An 18,309-nucleotide genomic window follows, 5' to 3' on the forward strand; every position below is an offset into this window, starting at 1 on the left:
GGTGGTTAGTTGTTCTGTGCTGGCGCGTTGTTTTGCGCAGCCGGACGAGCCTGCTGGCCGCCGCTGAACTGGTTGCCGCCTTGTGGCTGCTGAGGTTTACCCCAACCGCCTTGCGCGCCCTGGTCACCTGAAGCCTGACCACCGCCTGCTGGTGCGCAGCCGCCGCCGGTACGGCCGCCGAGCATCTGCATGGTGCCGCCCACGTTAACAACGACTTCAGTGGTGTATTTTTCAACGCCAGCCTGATCGGTCCATTTACGGTTTTCTGGTGAGCTTATATGATTCTATAATAAAAGCTATGTACTTACCTGGATAAAACACATTTAAAAGAAAACTAATTAAAATACTCATTTCCTTACTTTTTTTATTATCGTAAGCAAAAGAAAACTCACCATAATTTGGGTCGAAAAGTCGTATCTTACCATCATTAAATCTCATGCTTATCGCGTAACCACTTTGGCCGCTGCACATACCAATCATATAACAAATTGAGGGGTCAATATTATCGATAAATCCAGCCCCGCCAGTTTCATACATAGCACTGGCGGGTAGAGTTACTGTATTTAAATAAATCACATGATGAGCCTTTAAAATATCTCCTCGTATGTCAGACTTTTCAATAATGTTAGCAGAAGGCACCTTTGGATATATCCGCTGGAGATTCATCAAGCCACGTATTAAATTTTTACCACTTGCGCTTGCGACATATGATTGAAAGTTACTCCAATTTTTCCCTGAAATCATATAGGCAGCAACTAAGCCTTCGCAGACGCCGGCACCATGTCCATAGGCAATCACTTTCCCATGTTCATCATATTTATTGCCAGTCCAGGAACCCTGGCGTTTCGTAGGGTCTTCATCTGACCAATGATTACGTGCTATATATTCACTCTGCTTAAAAAAATGATAATCACCATTAAGCACAAGAAGGGCTTGAAGTATATCCCTCAGCATATCGAACTCCTTTTATATATAATTTACATTTTACCAAGTGCGAGAATACATTCACGGCGTATATATGAGCGCAGGGAGTCATTAATAGTACGCGTCAGTAATCCGCAAGTTATTAACTATATACACATTTATTAGGTAATGTTATAGGAAAATAAGATGCAACAAAGTTATTTTATTACGTTATTGTTTTACATGAAAAAAGAGTGACTCGTTAATGTATATATAAAAAAGACGAGATTTAAAAATAGTCAAAAATATATTTATTGCTAATGACTGATTTTAAAATATAGAAATAGTTTATATTTTAATGGCAGCATATTTGTCACATAAAATTAAAAGCCTCGCATTCGCGAGGCTCTTAATGAATATTATTTAACCTATAAAATGGCGCTTAGAACGGGATATCGTCGTCGAAATCCATTGGTGGTTCGTTGTTCTGTGCTGGCGCGTTGTTTTGCGCAGCTGGACGAGCCTGCTGGCCGCCGCTGAACTGGTTGCCGCCTTGTGGCTGCTGAGGTTTACCCCAACCGCCTTGCGCGCCCTGGTCACCTGAAGCCTGACCACCGCCTGCTGGTGCGCCGCCGCCGGTACGGCCGCCGAGCATCTGCATGGTGCCGCCCACGTTAACAACGACTTCAGTGGTGTATTTTTCAACGCCAGCCTGATCGGTCCATTTACGGGTTTGCAGTGCACCTTCGATGTAAACCTGAGAACCTTTCTTCAGGTATTCACCGGCCACTTCGGCTAATTTGCCGAACAACACAACGCGGTGCCATTCCGTTTTTTCTTTCTGCTCGCCGGTGGCTTTGTCACGCCAGCTTTCGGACGTCGCCAGAGTCATGTTGGCTACTGCGCCGCCGTTTGGCATGTAACGGATTTCCGGATCTTGTCCGAGATTACCGACGAGAATAACTTTGTTTACGCCTCTGCTGGCCATGTGGATTCTCCTGATGATGTATGTCGTGGTTGAAACCACAGTTTGGGGTGAGGGTCTCACTTCGCGTCATTATAACCACAAATTGCAGCCTTCGTACCATGGATGTCATTCGCTGGAAGATTCCTTCCAAATTCCTTAGTAAACGTTCCGCTGTTACATCGAGTACTGGATATACATTCAGGTTTCGGGGTGGCATAGACTGTGATTTGTGTCATAATTGCGCGTTACGTTCTTCTCTGTGCCCGATTCGCTGACCGGCGCGATGCAACATTTTCCGACGGTCACCGGCACGGTGAGCTATCAAGTTAATCCGGGAATGATGAATGGATAAGATCGAAGTTCGGGGCGCACGCACCCATAATCTCAAGAATATCAACCTGATTATCCCGCGCGACAAACTGATTGTTGTCACCGGCTTATCGGGATCTGGCAAGTCCTCTCTGGCGTTCGATACGCTGTACGCCGAAGGCCAGCGCCGATACGTCGAGTCGCTGTCTGCCTATGCACGCCAATTTTTATCCTTAATGGAAAAACCGGACGTCGACCATATTGAAGGTCTGTCTCCGGCGATTTCGATTGAGCAAAAATCGACATCGCACAACCCGCGTTCCACCGTCGGGACCATCACGGAAATCCACGACTACCTGCGTCTGCTGTTTGCCCGCGTGGGCGAGCCGCGCTGCCCGGATCACAATGTGACCTTGTCAGCCCAGACCGTCAGCCAGATGGTGGATAACGTGCTGGCGCAGCCGGAAGGCCAGCGCCTGATGCTGCTTGCCACGATCATCAAAGACCGTAAAGGCGAGCACACAAAGACGCTGGAAAATCTGGCCTCGCAAGGCTATATCCGTGCGCGTATCGACGGCGAAGTCTGTGACCTGTCAGATCCGCCGAAGCTGGAACTGCAGAAAAAGCACACCATTGAAGTCGTGGTTGACCGCTTTAAAGTGCGTGAAGATTTACAGCAGCGTCTGGCGGAATCTTTCGAAACCGCGCTGGAGCTCTCCGGCGGCACCGCCGTGGTCGCCGATATGGATGACCCGAAAGCACCGGAAATGCTGTTCTCGGCGAACTTTGCCTGCCCGATTTGTGGCTACAGCATGAGCGAGCTCGAACCGCGCATGTTCTCATTCAACAACCCGGCCGGTGCCTGCCAGACCTGTGATGGCCTGGGCGTGCAGCAGTTCTTTGACCCGGATCGTGTGGTGCAGAATCCGGAGCTTTCCTTGGCCGGTGGCGCAATCCGCGGCTGGGATCGCCGTAACTTCTATTATTTTCAGATGCTGCGCTCTCTCGGCGAGCATTATGATTTTGATGTGGAAGCGCCTTACAACGAGCTGAGCAGCGACGTGAAAAACGCCATCCTGCACGGCTCGGGCAAAACCACCATTGAATTCAAATACATTAACGACCGCGGTGATACGTCGATTCGTCGTCATCCGTTCGAAGGCGTGCTGCACAACATGGAGCGCCGTTATAAAGAAACGGAATCCAGCGCGGTGCGTGAAGAACTGTCGAAATACATTAGCAACCGTTCGTGCGCGTCCTGTAAAGGCACTCGTCTGCGCGAAGAAGCGCGTAACGTGTTTGTTGAAGAAACCACGCTGCCGGAAATCTCTGATTTCAGCATCGGTCATGCGATGGATTTCTTCCGCAATATGAAACTCAGCGGCCAGCGCGCGCAGATCGCCGAGAAAGTGTTGAAAGAGATCGGCGATCGCCTGAAATTCCTGGTGAACGTCGGCCTGAATTATCTTTCTCTGTCCCGTTCGGCTGAAACACTGTCCGGCGGTGAAGCCCAGCGTATCCGTCTGGCAAGCCAGATCGGTGCCGGACTGGTGGGGGTCATGTACGTGCTCGATGAGCCGTCTATTGGCCTGCATCAGCGCGACAACGAACGCCTGCTGGAAACCTTGATCCACCTGCGCGACCTCGGGAATACCGTAATCGTGGTGGAACATGATGAAGACGCGATCCGCGCCGCTGACCATATCATTGATATCGGGCCGGGTGCGGGGGTTCACGGTGGCCGCGTGGTCGCCGAAGGCACCGCCGACGATATTATGGCGCAGGAAGAGTCCCTGACCGGCCAGTTCCTCAGCGGCAAACGTGAAATCTCAGTGCCCGCCGAGCGCGTGCCAGCAGATGCCACCAAAGTGCTGAAGCTATCCGGTGCCAAGGGCAACAACCTGAAAGACGTAACGCTGACGCTGCCGGTGGGTCTGTTCACCTGCATCACCGGCGTGTCCGGTTCGGGCAAATCGACGCTGATCAACGACACCCTGTTCCCGCTGGCGCAGCGCGAACTGAACGGTGCAACGCTCGCTGAAGCCGCGCCGTACCGTGAGATCGAAGGTCTGGGGCATTTCGATAAAGTTATCGATATCGACCAGAGCCCGATTGGCCGTACGCCGCGTTCTAACCCGGCGACCTATACCGGCATTTTCACGCCGGTACGTGAACTGTTTGCCGGTGTACCGGAATCCCGTTCACGCGGTTATACGCCTGGGCGTTTCAGTTTCAACGTCAAAGGTGGGCGCTGCGAAGCCTGTCAGGGCGACGGCGTGATCAAAGTGGAAATGCACTTCCTGCCGGATATTTATGTGCCGTGCGATCAGTGCCGTGGCAAACGTTACAACCGTGAAACGCTGGAAGTGAAATACAAAGGCAAGAGCATCCACGAAGTGCTGGAAATGACCATCGAAGAAGCCCGTGAATTCTTTGATGCCGTGCCGGCACTGGCGCGTAAATTGCAGACGCTGATCGATGTCGGCCTGACTTATATTTGCCTCGGCCAGTCAGCAACCACACTGTCTGGCGGTGAAGCGCAGCGTGTGAAACTGGCGCGTGAGCTTTCCAAACGCGGCACCGGTCAGACCCTGTACATTCTCGATGAACCAACCACCGGCCTGCACTTTGCCGATATTCAGCAATTGCTGGAAGTGCTGCATCAGCTGCGCGATCAGGGCAACACCATCGTGGTGATTGAACACAATCTGGACGTGATTAAAACCGCGGACTGGATTGTCGATCTCGGGCCGGAAGGCGGTGCGGGCGGCGGGCAAATTCTGGTCGCCGGTACGCCGGAAACCGTGGCGGAATGCAAAGAATCGCACACCGCCCGCTTCCTGAAACCGCTGCTGGAACGCCACCGCCAGCAGGCGAAGAAAACGGCTTAACCGCTACACAAAAGGCCTTCCCACCGGGAAGGCCTTTTTGTTGCTACGTCGTACTGTCTACTTAAAAATCTTCTGCACAAACTCAATGTAAGCCGGACGCCAGACGTCCATTTCATGACCGAGATTCGGGTATTCGTGGTAATCGAATTTAATCTTTTTCTCTTCAAGCTCAGATTTCAGCCCCGCAATATCTTTGCCCGTGACGACATCTTTCTGCCCGACGACCACGGTGAAGTTTTTCAGCTGCGCGTTGATTTTATCTGGCTCGGCAAAGCGTTTCGCCACGTCTTCATTCGGGACCGTCGTGGTACTGACACCGCTGAACGTCGCCAGCCAGCCAACTGGTCAAGATGCGTCATCCCGCTGACCAGCGTCTGGTATCCGCCCTGCGAAAGCCCGGCCAGCGCGCGTCCGGCGGCGTCATCTCGCGCGCGGAAGGTTTTGGAAATCAGCGGAATAATATCGCCTGTCAGCTCTTTATCCGCTGCGGCAGCATTGCGCGGATAGAACTCTTTACGGCGATCTTTGGTGACGAACTCCTCAGGCACGATGCCTTTGGCGTCGGTTTCGGTATCCGGGATGACCACTAACATTGGCGCGATTTTTTTCTCCGCCAGCAGGTTATCCATGATTTGCGGAATACGCCCCTGATCCAGCGCCGAGCGGCCGGTATCGCCAAAGCCGTGATAGAAATAGAGCACCGGCAGCGGTTGCGACGCATCGGTATAACCCGGCGGCGTCCAGACCGCGACCTGACGTTCTGAGTTCAGCGCCGCCGAATGATAGGTCAGCATACGCACTTCGCCGTGCGGGACGTTTTTCACATCCAGAATGCTGCCCGGCACCAGAATCAGGCTGGTGTTCACCTGACGCTGCGGTTTCGGCATCGCGCTGCCCGGATCGGCGATGCGCAGGCCATCCACGTTAAAGAAATATTCATAGAGATCCGGTTTTTGAGCCTCCGAGGTCCAGCTCCAGACGCCTTTGTCGTCCTTGGCCATCTGATGCGGAATGTAGCTCACCGGCGTCGAACCGGTCACCACGTCCACATGCTCCGCCGTCGGGGCGTAAAGGCGGTATGTGATGGTGAGATCAGGATTCACGGCGGTAATGTAGGTTTTCGCCGGAGACGATGCGTCAGGATCCTGCGGCAGGCTCTGCGCGAACGCGGTCAGGGGGAGCGGCGCGCTGAGCGCCAGAATCAAAAGCGTGGCAAGATTCAGCCGGTTACGGGTCATCATCCTTTCCTTCTGGGTTGGCGTGAGCAAGCGGACAACCTGTCCTGAAGTAACTCACTGTTTTTGCACAACTCTCAGAGTAGGTTATTTTTGCCGCAGATGAGTGTGACCGGCATCACTGTTTGGAGGATGGCGTCAGGGAATGCAACTGCGGAAGCGCGCTGAGCCGCTCAAAAGCAAAATCCCAGAAGGTGCGGACTTTGCGCGGCATTTGCTGCACCTGCTGCGCCACCAGCTGAACCGGCAACGGCAGCGGTTCGAACTCCGTTAACAGTCGCACCATGTTACCTGCCTGTAAATCGTCCATCACCTGATATGACAGCAGCCGTGCAATGCCCTGCCCGCTGCGCACAGCCAGCAGCTGCGACTCAACGTCATTCGACAGTAAGCGTGGCGAGAGACGCACGCGCAGCCCATCCTCGTGCGGCCCGAAGCGCCATTCGCTGATCTGCGCTCGCAGCGTGCCCATAATGGTCTGATGCCTGGCCAGCTCAGACGGGTGCTGTGGCACACCGTATTCAGCCAGATAGTCCGGGCTGGCGACCAGCACGCGGGTCACTTGCGCCACCTTCCGCGCTACTTTCCCCGAATCTACCTGATGCCCGATACGTACCGCCAGATCCAGACCTTCGTCGATCAAATCCAGATTGCGGTCGTTGAGCATCATCTCAATCTGCATGTCAGGGTTCTGCGCCAGAAACGCCATCACCAGCGGCGCAACGTGTTTACGGCCAAACTGCACCGGCGCGGTTAACCGCAACAGACCGCTGAGCTGGGTTTCGGTGGCGTCTTCGACGGCGTCCTGATACTGGCTGAGCAGAACGCGCGCTTTTTCGGCCAGCCGTGCGCCCGCTTCGGTCGGCGCGAGGCTGCGGGTGGTGCGCTCAACCAGCCGCGCGCCAAAGCGATGTTCCAGAGAGGCAATGGCACGGGTGATCGCCGGAGGGGAACGGTGAAGTTTACGGGCGGCTTCTGCCAGGCTGCCATACTGAAGTACGGCGACAAAAATCGCCATTTCGTCCAAACGATCCATAGATTCTTCCACAAACTGAAACACTCAATTTCAATCTTCGTGGATCACAATCATTTAATGCAAGAGTAATCTGCAAGGACAGTCACAGAGGAGAATATTTATGCCCGCCATTCAGCTCTACAGCACGCCGTTTTCCGGCCACTGCCACCGCGTCACCCTGCTGCTCAACATGCTCAGTTTGCCGTTTGAGGTAAAAGAAGCGCAGGCCGACGTGCGGAAATCCGCCGAATTTCTGCGCCTCAACCCGCTGGGGCAAATTCCGGTGCTGGTCGATGATGAACATGTGATCACCGACAGCAATGCGATTTTGGTGTATCTGGTCAAGCGTTACGCACCGGACAGCCACTGGCTGCCGGAAGATCCGCTGCAAGCGGCGGACGTGCAGAAATGGTTGTCCCGCGCCGCAGGTGAAGTGCGCTTTGGTCCGGCCTCTGCGCGGATGGTGAAACAGTTTTCTGCGCCTGAATCGATGGAAAGCGCGCGGGCGGTCACGGCAAAATTTCTGCCGCAGCTGGAACAGCACCTTGACGCGCATGAGTTTCTGGCGACAGCGCGCGCCACCATTGCCGATCTGGCCTGCTACTCCTATATCGCCACCGCACCGGAAGGCGGTATTTCGCTGGCAACGTATCCGGCGATTCAACGCTGGCTGACGCGCATCGAGAGCCTGCCGGGCTTTACGCCGCTGCCCGCCCTGCCGCTGCCAGAAGACGAGAAGTAAGCGCCATGAACAATCCGTTCCATGCCGGTGAACGTCAGGCGCAGGCACTGGCCGGTTTCGACGTCGTCGCGCATGGGATCCGCGAGGCGATGCCGGAGCAGCATCAGCTGTTTTTCACCGCACTGCCATACCTGTTTATCTCAACGCTGGATGAAGACGGATGGCCGGTGGCGACATTGCTGTGCGGCCCTGCCGGTTTTATCCGTGTGCCCGACGACGGTCATTTGCGGGTGAACGCACCCCGACGGGCGGATGACCCGGCGCTGGCCGTGCTGCAAACGGGGAAACAGATAGGCGCGCTGGGGATCGATTTTTCTAACCGGCGCCGCAACCGCGTCAACGGCAGGATCGGGCGGATGGACAAAAATCGGATCGAGATCGTCGTCGATCAGAGTTTTGGTAACTGTCCGCAATATATTCAGATCCGCAAACTGACCGACGTGCCGGTCAGCAGACCGCTGGCACCGCGGGAAGATATGACCATGCCCGATGATGACGCCCGTGCGCTGATTGCGCGTGCCGACACGTTTTTCATCGCCAGCCACGCGCCCGATGGCGCAGATGTCTCGCATCGCGGCGGTCAGCCGGGATTTGCGCATCTGGTGGGGAACCGGCTATGGATACCGGATTATCGCGGTAATAAGTACATGAACACGCTGGGGAATCTGCTGGCGGAACCCCGCGCCGCACTGCTGTTTATCGATTTCGACAACGGCGACGTTTTGCATATTCAGGGGACGACGCAGATCCACTGGCAGCCGGATGAGATCTCCGTTCCGGCGGGCACTGAACGCTACTGGACGCTGGACATCACACGTCTGTGGCGTTTCCGCTCCGCGCTGCCATGGCGGGCAGACGCGGTGGAATACTCGTCCGCCACGCTGAGCACCGGTCACTGGCAGCGTGAATCAGAGTCCTAAATCGTGACGCACCGCTTCCGGCAGGCCGGAGACGACCAACTGATAGGAACCGTCAATCAGATAATAAAACTGTGAATCCAAAAGCGCCCCGTCGAGATACACCGTGTTCCAGTGCGCTTTATTGAGATGATCGCCCGGTACAATTTCAGGGTGTTTGGCGCGCAGCTGCTCCGCCAGCTCCGGGCTGGTTTTCAGTGAAATCGCCTCACGGCCTCCGACGTCACACACCATGGCGAACATTGCATCGCCCACTTTTACCTGATTTGCACCGCGCTGATTTTCAACACTTTGCTCCGCACCGGGTTTTCCCATGCAGTAAGTCAGCAGTTCAGAACTGGTCATGTTTGGGTTTCTCCTTGTAACGTGATTACGATCCGGCGCTGTCCGCCGTCGATCCGATGTTCGCCCAGCCAGATCCCTTGCCAGGTGCCGAGCAGCAACCTTCCTCTGGAAACGGGCAGAACTAATGATGCACCGAGTAACGATGATTTAATGTGACCCGGCATGTCATCGCGGCCTTCGTAATCATGCTCGTAGGGCGCATTCTCCGGCACGCTGCGCATGAAGTGTTGCTCCATGTCGAACCGCACCGTCGGATCACAGTTTTCATTGAGCGTCAGCGAGGCCGACGTATGCTGAATGAACAGATGCAGCAGCCCGGTCTGGACCTCGCCGAGCCGCGAAATTTTGCCGACCACTTCGTCAGTGACCAGATGAAAGCCCCGCGATTTCGCGCCGAGGGTAATAGTTTGCTGATGCCACATAGGATTTCTCAACGCCTTGCCTGCGTAAAATTTAACTGTAGTAAGTGTGCAGCAACATGACGAAAAATAAAGGCGGAAGGCGTAAAGAGCCGTAAAGACCGAAAAAGGGCCGACATTGCTGTCAGCCCTTTGGAAGTATATTTTGGCGGGATTTACTGCACTCGGGCGAAGGCTTCAGCCACCTGTTTCACGTTGTGATGATTCAGGCCAGCCATGCAGACGCGGCCACTGGCTATCAGATAAACGCCGAACTCTTCACGCAGACGGATCACCTGTGCTTCGCTGAAACCGGTGTAGCTGAACATCCCGCGCTGTTGCAACAGGTAGTCAAAGTTACGGCCCGGCAAGGCGGTTTTCAGGGTATCGACCAGCGTGTGGCGCATTTCCAGAATACGGGTGCGCATCTTCTCAACTTCGGCTTTCCATTGGGCGTTCAGCACGCTGTCGCTCAGGACTTTGGCCACCACTTTCGCCCCGAAATTCGGCGGGCTGGAGTAGTTGCGGCGCACGGTCGCTTTCAGCTGACCGAGCACGCGGCCCGCCGCTTCGCTGTCTTCACACACTACGGATAACCCGCCGACGCGCTCGCCGTACAGGGAGAAAATTTTCGAGAACGAGTTGCTGACGAAGCAGTTCACGCCGGCAGAGGCCATCGCGCGAATTGCGTAGGCATCTTCTTCAATGCCTGCGCCAAAGCCCTGATAGGCGATGTCGAGGAACGGGATCAGCTCGCGCTGTTTGGTCACTTCGATCACCTGATCCCACTGCGCTGGCGTCAGGTCAGAACCGGTCGGGTTGTGACAGCATGGATGCAGCAACACGATGCTTTGCGCTGGCAACGTTTTCAGGCGGTCAATCATAGCCGCAAAATTTACGCCCAGCGTTTCAGGGTCATAGTACGGATACGTGTGAACTTTAAAGCCCGCGCCACCAAAGATAGCCACGTGGTTTTCCCAGGTCGGGTCACTCACGTAAACTTCTGAATTCGGGAAGTAAAATTTCAGGAAGTCTGCGCCCACTTTCAGTGCGCCGGAACCACCGACGGTCTGAATGGTGGCGATACGCTGCTGCTTCAGTGCCGGGTGTTCAGCGCCAAACAACAGCTCCTGGATGCCCGCACGGTAAGCGGTCAGCCCTTCCATTGGCAGATACACTGACGCGGCCTGCGGCCCGGCGTTCAGCTGGTTCTCTGCGCTTTCTACCGCCGCCAGTTGCGGAATAATACCCTGCTCGTCGTAATAAAGACCGATGCTCAGGTTCACTTTGTCTTGTCTTGGATCGGTTTTAAAGCTTTCCATCAGCGACAAAATCGGGTCACCGGCATAGGCATCGACATGTTGGAACACGGTATACATCTCCTTGGTTTGGTTAAGTGGCGCGGCGATCGCAACGCTCAGGCGGCGGATCGACACTGTTTCACAGACTATCAAAGTTCGTTAAAAAAGATGAGAACTATGTTGTCATTTTTCGGGCACCCATTGCGTATCAAATCCCCCGTTTACCTGAGAAGCTAAAAAGTCCGACTAGTCTAAGATCTTATAGTTAATTCATCCGAACCGGAGCCACTCAAAATGACCACTCATCAATCATTGCAAGGTAAGGCCGCTTTTGTTCAGGGCGGTTCACGCGGTATTGGCGCGGCCATCGTTCAGCGTCTGGCAAACGAAGGGGCGAGCGTGGCCTTCACTTACATTTCTTCCGAAGAAAAGGCACATGCTCTGGTAAAAACTATCGAGGCCAGCGGCGGCAAAGCTGTGGCGATTAAAGCGGACAGTGCCGATGAAAACAGTGTCCGCACAGCCATTGATGACGCCGCAAAAACCTTTGGCAAACTCGACATTCTGGTAAACAACGCAGGTATTCTGGCCTTCGGAGAACTCGACGCCCTCACCATGGACGATTTCGACCGCACGATCGCCATTAACGTTCGTAGCGTTTTCATCGCCAGCCAGCAGGCAGCGCGCCACATGCCTGACGGCGGCCGCATTATTACCATCGGTAGCGTTAACGCAGATCGAATGCCGTTCCAGGGCGGTGCGGTGTATGCCATGAGCAAATCTGCGCTCGTCGGGCTGACCAAAGGGCTGGCGCGCGATTTAGGCCCGCGCGGCATCACCGTCAATAACGTCCAACCCGGCCCGGTAGATACCGATATGAATCCGGCAGAAGGCGAAATGGCGGATGGAATGCGATCCTTTATGGCACTCAACCGATACGGAAAAGATGTCGAAATCGCCAGTTTTGTCTCTTATCTCGCCGGTCCGGAAGCGGGTTATATCACCGGTGCCAATCTGACCATTGACGGCGGTTTTGGCGCGTAGCTTTGCGTAATCTGATAAGCGATGACGCAATGTCTGCGCCATCTCTTATCCGTCGGTTCAGACGCTGTAACGCCCCGGACGGTGGTTCATCGCGATAATCAGATTCACAATCACCGCGCCCAAAATCGAGGCGATCAACATTTCATAGCTGACCACGAACAGCGACGCCAGCACGATGCAGCAGTCCACGCCCATCTGTAATTTTCCCGCGCGGAGGCCGTATTTATCCTGCAGAAACAGCGCCAGAATATTTACGCCGCCGAGGCTGGCCTTATGACGAAACAGAACGATGAAGCCAATGCCCATAATAACGTTGCCAAACAACGTGGCGTAAAACGGCTGAAGATGGTCGAAGTGAATGAAAAGCGGATGCAGGTCGGAAAACACCGAGACCAGCGCCACGGCGCTGAAGGTTTTCAGCGTAAACTGCCAACCCATGCGGCGGATAGAAAGATAGTAGAACGGTAAGTTGATAATAAAGAAGGCCGTACCGAAGGAGACCTGCGTCAGATAGTGCGCCAGAAACGCCATGCCAGCCGTGCCGCCGGTGAGCGCGCCAACCTGCCGCAGCATTACCACGCCAAAAGAGACCATCAGCGTACCGATAACAATCGCCAGCACGTCCTCCAGCGCAGTATGCGCGGTACGCGGTTGTTCCACCGGCTTTTCAAAATTGTCCACACTTGCCATAAATTCCCACTTCCCCGAAAAATAACCACCAAAAGAGTTTTAGTGATAATTCATGAGATGTGAATTCAAGGCAATATCGACGCACGGAATTTGCATTAAAAATCGAAAATAAGATTTTTAATGGCGTTAATTATTCTTTACATGCACAAATCACGCATTTTAATTAATAGTTATGCACCAGAAGAGTGGCTATGCACCAAAATAAATCACCATAATAGTGCGTTCAAAATAACAACCCTTGAAAATCAGGCAACCGTTAATAACCCATTTTCTTTTAAGCGATTAAGCACAACCGACGTTTTTACATGAGCCACACTTTTATGTACTGAAAGGATTTGGCTGATCAACGTGCTTAAACCGGCTAAATCTTTCACCGCGACTTTTAATAAATAATCGGCGTCGCCGGTGGTTTTATAGGCATCAATAATGGCGTCCACTTCACCGAGCATGCTGTGGAAGGAATCCACCTGTGCAGGCAAGTGATTGATTAATCTAACTTCAATCAGGCCAATCATCCCAAGACCGACAGCTTCAGGCGCCAGACGGGCGTGATAACCGAGGATCAACTGCGCCTGTTCCAGCCCGATACGGCGGCGGGAGCATTGTGATGCGGATAATCCTACCAGCTCGCTAAGCTCCTGATTGGTCAGTCTTCCATTCGCTTGTAATAACGTCAAAATCTTCAGGTCGTAATCATCGATGCTGTACATGGCACTTTTCCTGTCGTTTTATTTTTTGTTTATCGTCATGAACACTGCAAGGACTATTCCTTTTGCAGAGGCTAAATACTTATCGGCTGTTTTTTCTTATACTTGCGCAAAGAACAGAGTAATAGCAAAACAGAATGATTTCACCGCAAGGAAAGAATAATGAAAAAGATCCTCACCTCTCTCGCTCTCTTCGCCCTGTTTCCTGTGCTTGCCCAGGCAGACACGACCTCTTCACGTCTAGAGCGGGTTATTCAGAAAGGTTCTCTGAATGTCTGCACCACCGGTGACTACAAACCTTACACATTTTTGAAAGCGCCGGGCCAGTACGAGGGCATTGATATTGCGATGGCTGAGTCGCTGGCGGCAAGTCTGGACGTGAAGGTCAACTGGGTGCCGGTGACGTGGAAATCGCTGATGGATGAGATGTCCGCCGGGCATTGTGATATCGCGATGGGCGGGATTTCGGTCACGCTCAAACGCCAGCAAAAAGCCTGGTTCGCCAACGTGCTGGATCAGGACGGCAAGATCCCGCTGGTGCGCTGCGAAGACGTGCGTAAATACCAGACCGTTGCACAGCTGAACCAACCGACCGTGCGCCTGATCGAACCGGCGGGCGGCACCAATGAAGCCTTCGTTCACAGCCATCTGCCAAAAGGCACGCTGACGCTGAGCGACAACGTGACTATCTTCCAGAAGCTGGCGGATAAGGAGGCAGATGTGATGATTACCGACGCGTCCGAAGCGTTGTATCAGCAGAAACGCTATCCAAAACTGTGTGCGGTGAACCCGAAGAAGCCGCTGCAATATGGCGAAAAAGCCTACATGCTGCCGCGTGATGATCTGAGCTGGAAGATGTACGTCGACCAGTGGCTTCATTTGAGTAAAGCCACCGGTGAATATCAGCAGGTGGTCAGTAAATGGCTGGCGGTGAAGAAGTAAGGCGGTCAGTCGCCAATATAATTACGGCTGACACGCTCGCTTAACTGCGTGATCAGCTCGTAAGCACTGATGCCGGTGGCTGCCGCAACGCGCTCTGCCGGCAAATCCTTGCCCCAGAAAATCACTTCATCCCCGACGCTGTCCGTCGCATCCGGCCCTAAATCGACGGTGATCATATCCATTGAGACTCGTCCGGCGATCGGGACAATGCGGCCATTCACCCGCACCGGCGTGCCGTTCGGCGCACTGCGCGGATACCCGTCACCATAACCCATCGCCACCACGCCGAGGCGCGTATCGCGATCGCTGGTCCAGGTGCTGCCATAACCCACCGGCTCACCGGCGGCGTGTTCGCGCACGGCAATCAGGCTTGAAGTGAGCGTCATCACGGGTTGCAGGCCATAATCACTGGCATCACCGGTTTCCAATGGCGATACGCCGTAGAGGATGATGCCGGGGCGCACCAGATCCAGATGCGATTCCGGCCACAGCAGAATGCCACCCGAGGCCGCGATGGATTTCAGCCCTGCTTTGCCTTCGGATACCTCATGGAAAGAACGCATCTGTTTTGGCGTCGCATCGCTTTGAGGTTCATCGGCGCGGCAGAAATGGCTCATCATATTGACCGGCTGCACCACGTTCGGACAGGCGCTCAGGCGCTGATAAAACGTGTCGGCTTGCGCGGGCTGAACGCCCAGGCGGTGCATGCCGGTATCAATTTTTAGCCAGACATTTAACGGCTGCGCCAGCTGCGCATTTTCCAGCGCCTCGAGCTGTTCGAAACTGTGGACGGCGGTATGCAGCTGATGCTCCACCAGCAGCGGTAACTCGCTGGCGGAGAAGAACCCTTCAAGCAGAAGAACCGGTTTAACGATCCCAGCTTTGCGCAGCGATAACGCCTCGCTGAGCCGGGAGACGCCGTAAAAATCAGCGTCTTGCAGGCTGTGCACCGTCTCTAACAAACCGTGCCCATAAGCGTTTGCTTTCACTACCGCAACCAGACGACTTTGTGGCGCCAGATGACGCACCCGTTGCAGATTGTGTCGCAGAGCGCGGCGATCAATGACAGCCGTAGCCGCTTTCATTTTTGAGTCCTTTGAACGTTTAGATGTTGATTTAAATGCCATAGATCGGGTGCCGCCGGGCTTGAAACTAAACCCCTCCCTGCTTTCACCGTCTTAAAGTGGAAAGAGGTCACACCCGGTTCCATTAAAATGGGTTTTGAATTTATCCCTCCCCTTTCAGAGGGGAGGTCAGGTGGGGTTCAGCGCTTACCCGATGACAATCAGTCCTCATCGTACTGAGGGCCGCCATAATTATCGAAACGCGAGAACTGGCCGTTGAATGTCAGTCTTACCGTCCCGATCGGGCCGTTACGCTGCTTACCGAGGATGATTTGTGCGATGCCTTTCTCTTCACTGTTATCGTGATAAACCTCGTCACGATAGATAAACATGATCAAGTCGGCATCCTGCTCGATGGAGCCGGATTCACGCAAGTCGGAGTTGACCGGGCGTTTGTCCGCACGTTGCTCCAGGCTTCGGTTCAGCTGCGACAGCGCCACTACCGGCACCTGCAATTCTTTCGCCAGCGCTTTCAACGAGCGGGAGATTTCAGCGATTTCCAGCGTACGGTTATCGGACAGCGCCGGAACGCGCATCAGCTGGAGGTAATCGATCATGATGAGGCTCAGGCCGCCGTGCTCACGGAAAATACGGCGCGCGCGCGAACGAACTTCCGTCGGTGTCAGGCCCGAGGAGTCATCGATGTACATGTTCCGTTTTTCGAGCAGAATTCCCATGGTGCTGGAAATACGTGCCCAATCCTCGTCATCGAGCTGACCGGTACGAATTTTGGTCTGATCGACGCGGGAAAGCGACGCCAGCATACGCATCATGATCTGGTCACCGGGCATCTCGAGACTGAAGATTAAGACCGGTTTGTCCTGCATCATCGCGGCGTTTTCGGCGAGGTTCATCGCAAAGGTCGTTTTACCCATCGACGGACGCGCCGCCACAATGATTAAGTCGGATTTCTGCAAACCAGCAGTTTTCTTATCCAGATCGGCATAACCGGTCGAGACGCCCGTCACGCCGTCATGCGGACGCTGGAACAGCTCTTCGATACGGGAGACGGTGCTTTCCAGAATGCGGTCGATGCTTTTCGGGCCTTCGTCTTTACTGGCGCGGCTTTCGGCAATCTGGAATACGCGGGATTCGGCTAAATCCAGCAGGTCTTCGCTGCTGCGGCCCTGGGGATCATAACCGGCGTCGGCAATTTCATTGGCGACGGAAATCATTTCGCGCACCACGGCACGTTCGCGCACGATATCAGCATAAGCACCGATGTTCGCCGCACTTGGCGTATTTTTAGAAAGCTCTGCCAGATAGGCGAAACCGCCGACCGAATCCAAATCCCCTTTCTGTTCCAGAGATTCAGACAGTGTAATTAGGTCGATCGGTTTGCTCATTTCCAGCAAACGCTGCATTTCGGTGAAAATCAGGCGATGTGGCCGGCTGAAGAAGTCATTGCTGACCACGCGCTCGGCGACGTTATCCCAACGTTCGTTGTCCAGCATCAGCCCGCCCAGAACGGATTGCTCTGCTTCCAGCGAGTGCGGCGGAAGCTTGAGGCCTTCCATCTGGCGATCGCGGGTTTCGTTCTGTTGAAAGGTCGGTTTTTTTGCTGCCATCTGTGGATTACTTCCTGCTCTAAGCGCCTGTTTTGTGAGCGTCGGGCTTCTGAAAAACCAAAGCCAGACTAGCGCGTTAGTATAGGTTGTCATGTCTCATTTCAAAAGGGTATTAACCGGCTGTGCCTAAAATCTGGATTGTCGCGGGCATTTAGCCTAGGGTTGAAAACAGACTCCATCACGAGGGAAAAGCATGGCCAAGCGCATCCAGTTTTCTGAAACAGGTACACCTGACGTTCTGCAATACGTTGATTATCAGCCACAAGATCCTCAGGCCGGTGAAGTTCAGGTCGAAAACAAAGCTATCGGCATTAATTACATTGATACCTACGTGCGCAGCGGCCTGTATCCGCCCGCCAGCTTCCCCGCGAGTTTAGGCACCGAAGCGGCAGGCGTGGTCACCAAAGTCGGCAGCGCCGTCACCGGCATCAAACCGGGCGACCGCGTGGTGTATGCCCAGTCAGCCCTTGGTGCATACAGCGAAATTCATAACGTGCCTCAGGAGAAAATCGCCATTCTGCCGGACGCCATCAGTTTCGAGCAGGCGGCGGCGTCCTTCCTGAAAGGTCTGACGGTGTATTATCTGCTGCGTCTGACCCACAAAGTACAGCCGGGCGAAACGATTTTGTTCCATGCCGCAGCGGGTGGAGTCGGTTTGATTGCCTGCCAGTGGGCAAAAGCGCTGGGCGTCAAACTGATCGGCACCGTGGGTTCTGACGAAAAGGCGGAACGCGCGAAACAGGCCGGTGCCTGGGCGACGATCAATTATCATAAAGAAGATATCGCGACCCGCGTGGCGGAGCTGACGAACGGCGAGAAAGTCGGCGTGGTCTACGATTCCGTCGGCAAAGATACGTTTGAAAAGTCGCTGGACAGCCTGAAACGCCGTGGCTTACTGGTGAGTTTCGGCAATGCGTCCGGGCCGGTGAAAGGCGTGGATCTGGCGATCCTTAATCAGAAAGGCTCACTGTTCGTCACGCGCCCTTCCCTCAATGGCTATGTGACCAATCGTGAAGAGCTGGAAGAAGCCAGCGGCGAACTGTTCTCGCTGATCGCCAGCGGCGCGATTCAGGTGGAGGTCAGCGACGCACAGAAATTCCCGCTTTCAGAAGCCAAACGCGCGCACGAAACGCTCGAAAGCCGCGTCACGCAGGGATCAAGTCTGCTGATACCGGGTAAATGACTGCCTGGTCAGCCTAATGAATGATGAA

At 54.3% G+C, this 18,309-nt stretch carries 16 protein-coding genes and 2 pseudogenes; 6 read left to right on the plus strand and 12 right to left on the minus strand.

Annotation, left to right across the window (positions count from 1 at the left end; genetic code table 11):
* Positions 1 to 5 precede the first annotated feature (5 nt).
* The 3 genes and pseudogenes from TU92_RS17330 to TU92_RS17340 form a co-directional block, all read right to left on the minus strand.
* A pseudogene (locus TU92_RS17330) lies at positions 6 to 260 on the minus strand (single stranded DNA-binding domain-containing protein); the annotation flags it as partial.
* Positions 256 to 954, minus strand: coding sequence for a YopT-type cysteine protease domain-containing protein (locus TU92_RS22580; protein WP_112168436.1), 699 nt, complete (start codon positions 952 to 954; stop codon positions 256 to 258). The pseudogene TU92_RS17330 and the gene TU92_RS22580, both read right to left, overlap by 5 nt.
* Before the next feature lie 391 nt (positions 955 to 1,345).
* Entirely contained in the window at positions 1,346 to 1,891 is a 546-nt protein-coding gene (locus TU92_RS17340) for a single-stranded DNA-binding protein (RefSeq protein ID WP_112168437.1), read from the minus strand.
* Between the two features lie 323 nt (positions 1,892 to 2,214).
* Between TU92_RS17340 and uvrA the strand changes: the two genes are divergently transcribed.
* A complete protein-coding gene (gene uvrA, locus TU92_RS17345) occupies positions 2,215 to 5,070 on the plus strand; it encodes an excinuclease ABC subunit UvrA (protein WP_112168438.1) in 2,856 nt (951 codons plus the stop codon).
* Between the two features lie 57 nt (positions 5,071 to 5,127).
* Here uvrA and TU92_RS17350 read toward each other — a convergent pair.
* Positions 5,128 to 6,311, minus strand: a pseudogene (locus TU92_RS17350) (alpha/beta hydrolase-fold protein).
* A 112-nt stretch (positions 6,312 to 6,423) separates the two neighbouring features.
* On the minus strand, positions 6,424 to 7,341 hold the full coding sequence (locus tag TU92_RS17355; protein WP_112168439.1) for a LysR family transcriptional regulator: 918 nt from the start codon (positions 7,339 to 7,341) through the stop codon (positions 6,424 to 6,426).
* A 100-nt stretch (positions 7,342 to 7,441) separates the two neighbouring features.
* On the opposite strand from TU92_RS17355, the gene TU92_RS17360 reads away from it, so the two are divergent.
* On the plus strand, positions 7,442 to 8,062 hold the full coding sequence (locus tag TU92_RS17360) for a glutathione S-transferase family protein (RefSeq protein ID WP_112168440.1): 621 nt from the start codon (positions 7,442 to 7,444) through the stop codon (positions 8,060 to 8,062).
* Positions 8,063 to 8,067: 5 nt separating this feature from the next.
* Complete coding sequence (locus TU92_RS17365) at positions 8,068 to 8,982, plus strand: pyridoxamine 5'-phosphate oxidase family protein (RefSeq protein WP_112168441.1); 915 nt, start codon at positions 8,068 to 8,070, stop codon at positions 8,980 to 8,982.
* Here TU92_RS17365 and TU92_RS17370 read toward each other — a convergent pair.
* The 3 genes from TU92_RS17370 to TU92_RS17380 all read right to left on the minus strand — a co-directional run bounded on the left by TU92_RS17370 (position 8,971) and on the right by TU92_RS17380 (position 11,092).
* Positions 8,971 to 9,324 (minus strand): MmcQ/YjbR family DNA-binding protein, encoded by a 354-nt coding sequence (locus tag TU92_RS17370; RefSeq protein WP_112168442.1) that lies wholly within the window; start codon positions 9,322 to 9,324, stop codon positions 8,971 to 8,973. The two genes, TU92_RS17365 and TU92_RS17370, sit on opposite strands and share 12 nt — an antisense overlap.
* The gene (locus tag TU92_RS17375; RefSeq protein ID WP_112168443.1) at positions 9,321 to 9,746 is read right to left on the minus strand and encodes a secondary thiamine-phosphate synthase enzyme YjbQ; all 426 of its coding nucleotides are present in this window, start codon (positions 9,744 to 9,746) and stop codon (positions 9,321 to 9,323) included. Before TU92_RS17375 ends, TU92_RS17370 begins: the two co-directional genes overlap by 4 nt.
* A 152-nt stretch (positions 9,747 to 9,898) precedes the next feature.
* Positions 9,899 to 11,092, minus strand: coding sequence for an amino acid aminotransferase (locus TU92_RS17380; RefSeq protein WP_112168477.1), 1,194 nt, complete (start codon positions 11,090 to 11,092; stop codon positions 9,899 to 9,901).
* Between the two features lie 225 nt (positions 11,093 to 11,317).
* On the opposite strand from TU92_RS17380, the gene TU92_RS17385 reads away from it, so the two are divergent.
* Positions 11,318 to 12,067: a 3-oxoacyl-ACP reductase family protein gene (locus TU92_RS17385; protein ID WP_112168444.1), complete on the plus strand. Its 750-nt coding sequence runs from the start codon at positions 11,318 to 11,320 to the stop codon at positions 12,065 to 12,067.
* A 57-nt stretch (positions 12,068 to 12,124) separates the two neighbouring features.
* Here the strand turns inward: TU92_RS17385 and TU92_RS17390 are convergent, their stop codons facing one another.
* Entirely contained in the window at positions 12,125 to 12,757 is a 633-nt protein-coding gene (locus TU92_RS17390) for a YitT family protein (protein ID WP_112168445.1), read from the minus strand.
* A 245-nt stretch (positions 12,758 to 13,002) separates the two neighbouring features.
* A complete protein-coding gene (locus TU92_RS17395) occupies positions 13,003 to 13,467 on the minus strand; it encodes an Lrp/AsnC family transcriptional regulator (protein ID WP_112168446.1) in 465 nt (154 codons plus the stop codon).
* Positions 13,468 to 13,626: 159 nt separating this feature from the next.
* On the opposite strand from TU92_RS17395, the gene TU92_RS17400 reads away from it, so the two are divergent.
* Entirely contained in the window at positions 13,627 to 14,406 is a 780-nt protein-coding gene (locus TU92_RS17400; protein ID WP_112168447.1) for a transporter substrate-binding domain-containing protein, read from the plus strand.
* 5 nt (positions 14,407 to 14,411) lie between these two features.
* On the opposite strand, the gene alr is transcribed toward TU92_RS17400, so the two are convergent.
* Both alr and dnaB read right to left on the minus strand, forming a co-directional pair.
* Positions 14,412 to 15,491, minus strand: coding sequence for an alanine racemase (gene alr, locus TU92_RS17405; protein WP_112168448.1), 1,080 nt, complete (start codon positions 15,489 to 15,491; stop codon positions 14,412 to 14,414).
* Positions 15,492 to 15,691: 200 nt separating this feature from the next.
* A complete protein-coding gene (gene dnaB, locus TU92_RS17410) occupies positions 15,692 to 17,098 on the minus strand; it encodes a replicative DNA helicase (RefSeq protein WP_112168449.1) in 1,407 nt (468 codons plus the stop codon).
* Positions 17,099 to 17,291: 193 nt separating this feature from the next.
* Between dnaB and TU92_RS17415 the strand changes: the two genes are divergently transcribed.
* Positions 17,292 to 18,281: a quinone oxidoreductase gene (locus tag TU92_RS17415; RefSeq protein ID WP_112168450.1), complete on the plus strand. Its 990-nt coding sequence runs from the start codon at positions 17,292 to 17,294 to the stop codon at positions 18,279 to 18,281.
* Positions 18,282 to 18,309: the final 28 nt, after the last annotated feature.

The organism is Rahnella inusitata (assembly GCF_003263515.1).
GTDB lineage: Bacteria > Pseudomonadota > Gammaproteobacteria > Enterobacterales > Enterobacteriaceae > Rahnella > Rahnella inusitata.

Coding starts and splice junctions, on each gene's coding strand:
- TU92_RS17365 (WP_112168441.1), top strand. CDS start 8,068: ATGAACAATCCGTTCCATGCCGGTGAACGTCAGGCGCAGGCACTGGCC.
- TU92_RS17360 (WP_112168440.1), top strand. CDS start 7,442: ATGCCCGCCATTCAGCTCTACAGCACGCCGTTTTCCGGCCACTGCCAC.
- TU92_RS17385 (WP_112168444.1), top strand. CDS start 11,318: ATGACCACTCATCAATCATTGCAAGGTAAGGCCGCTTTTGTTCAGGGC.
- TU92_RS17400 (WP_112168447.1), top strand. CDS start 13,627: ATGAAAAAGATCCTCACCTCTCTCGCTCTCTTCGCCCTGTTTCCTGTG.
- dnaB (WP_112168449.1), bottom strand. CDS start 17,098: ATGGCAGCAAAAAAACCGACCTTTCAACAGAACGAAACCCGCGATCGC.
- TU92_RS17370 (WP_112168442.1), bottom strand. CDS start 9,324: ATGACCAGTTCTGAACTGCTGACTTACTGCATGGGAAAACCCGGTGCG.
- TU92_RS17395 (WP_112168446.1), bottom strand. CDS start 13,467: ATGTACAGCATCGATGATTACGACCTGAAGATTTTGACGTTATTACAA.
- alr (WP_112168448.1), bottom strand. CDS start 15,491: ATGAAAGCGGCTACGGCTGTCATTGATCGCCGCGCTCTGCGACACAAT.
- TU92_RS17355 (WP_112168439.1), bottom strand. CDS start 7,341: ATGGATCGTTTGGACGAAATGGCGATTTTTGTCGCCGTACTTCAGTAT.
- TU92_RS17340 (WP_112168437.1), bottom strand. CDS start 1,891: ATGGCCAGCAGAGGCGTAAACAAAGTTATTCTCGTCGGTAATCTCGGA.
- TU92_RS22580 (WP_112168436.1), bottom strand. CDS start 954: ATGCTGAGGGATATACTTCAAGCCCTTCTTGTGCTTAATGGTGATTAT.
- TU92_RS17375 (WP_112168443.1), bottom strand. CDS start 9,746: ATGTGGCATCAGCAAACTATTACCCTCGGCGCGAAATCGCGGGGCTTT.
- TU92_RS17390 (WP_112168445.1), bottom strand. CDS start 12,757: ATGGCAAGTGTGGACAATTTTGAAAAGCCGGTGGAACAACCGCGTACC.
- uvrA (WP_112168438.1), top strand. CDS start 2,215: ATGGATAAGATCGAAGTTCGGGGCGCACGCACCCATAATCTCAAGAAT.
- TU92_RS17415 (WP_112168450.1), top strand. CDS start 17,292: ATGGCCAAGCGCATCCAGTTTTCTGAAACAGGTACACCTGACGTTCTG.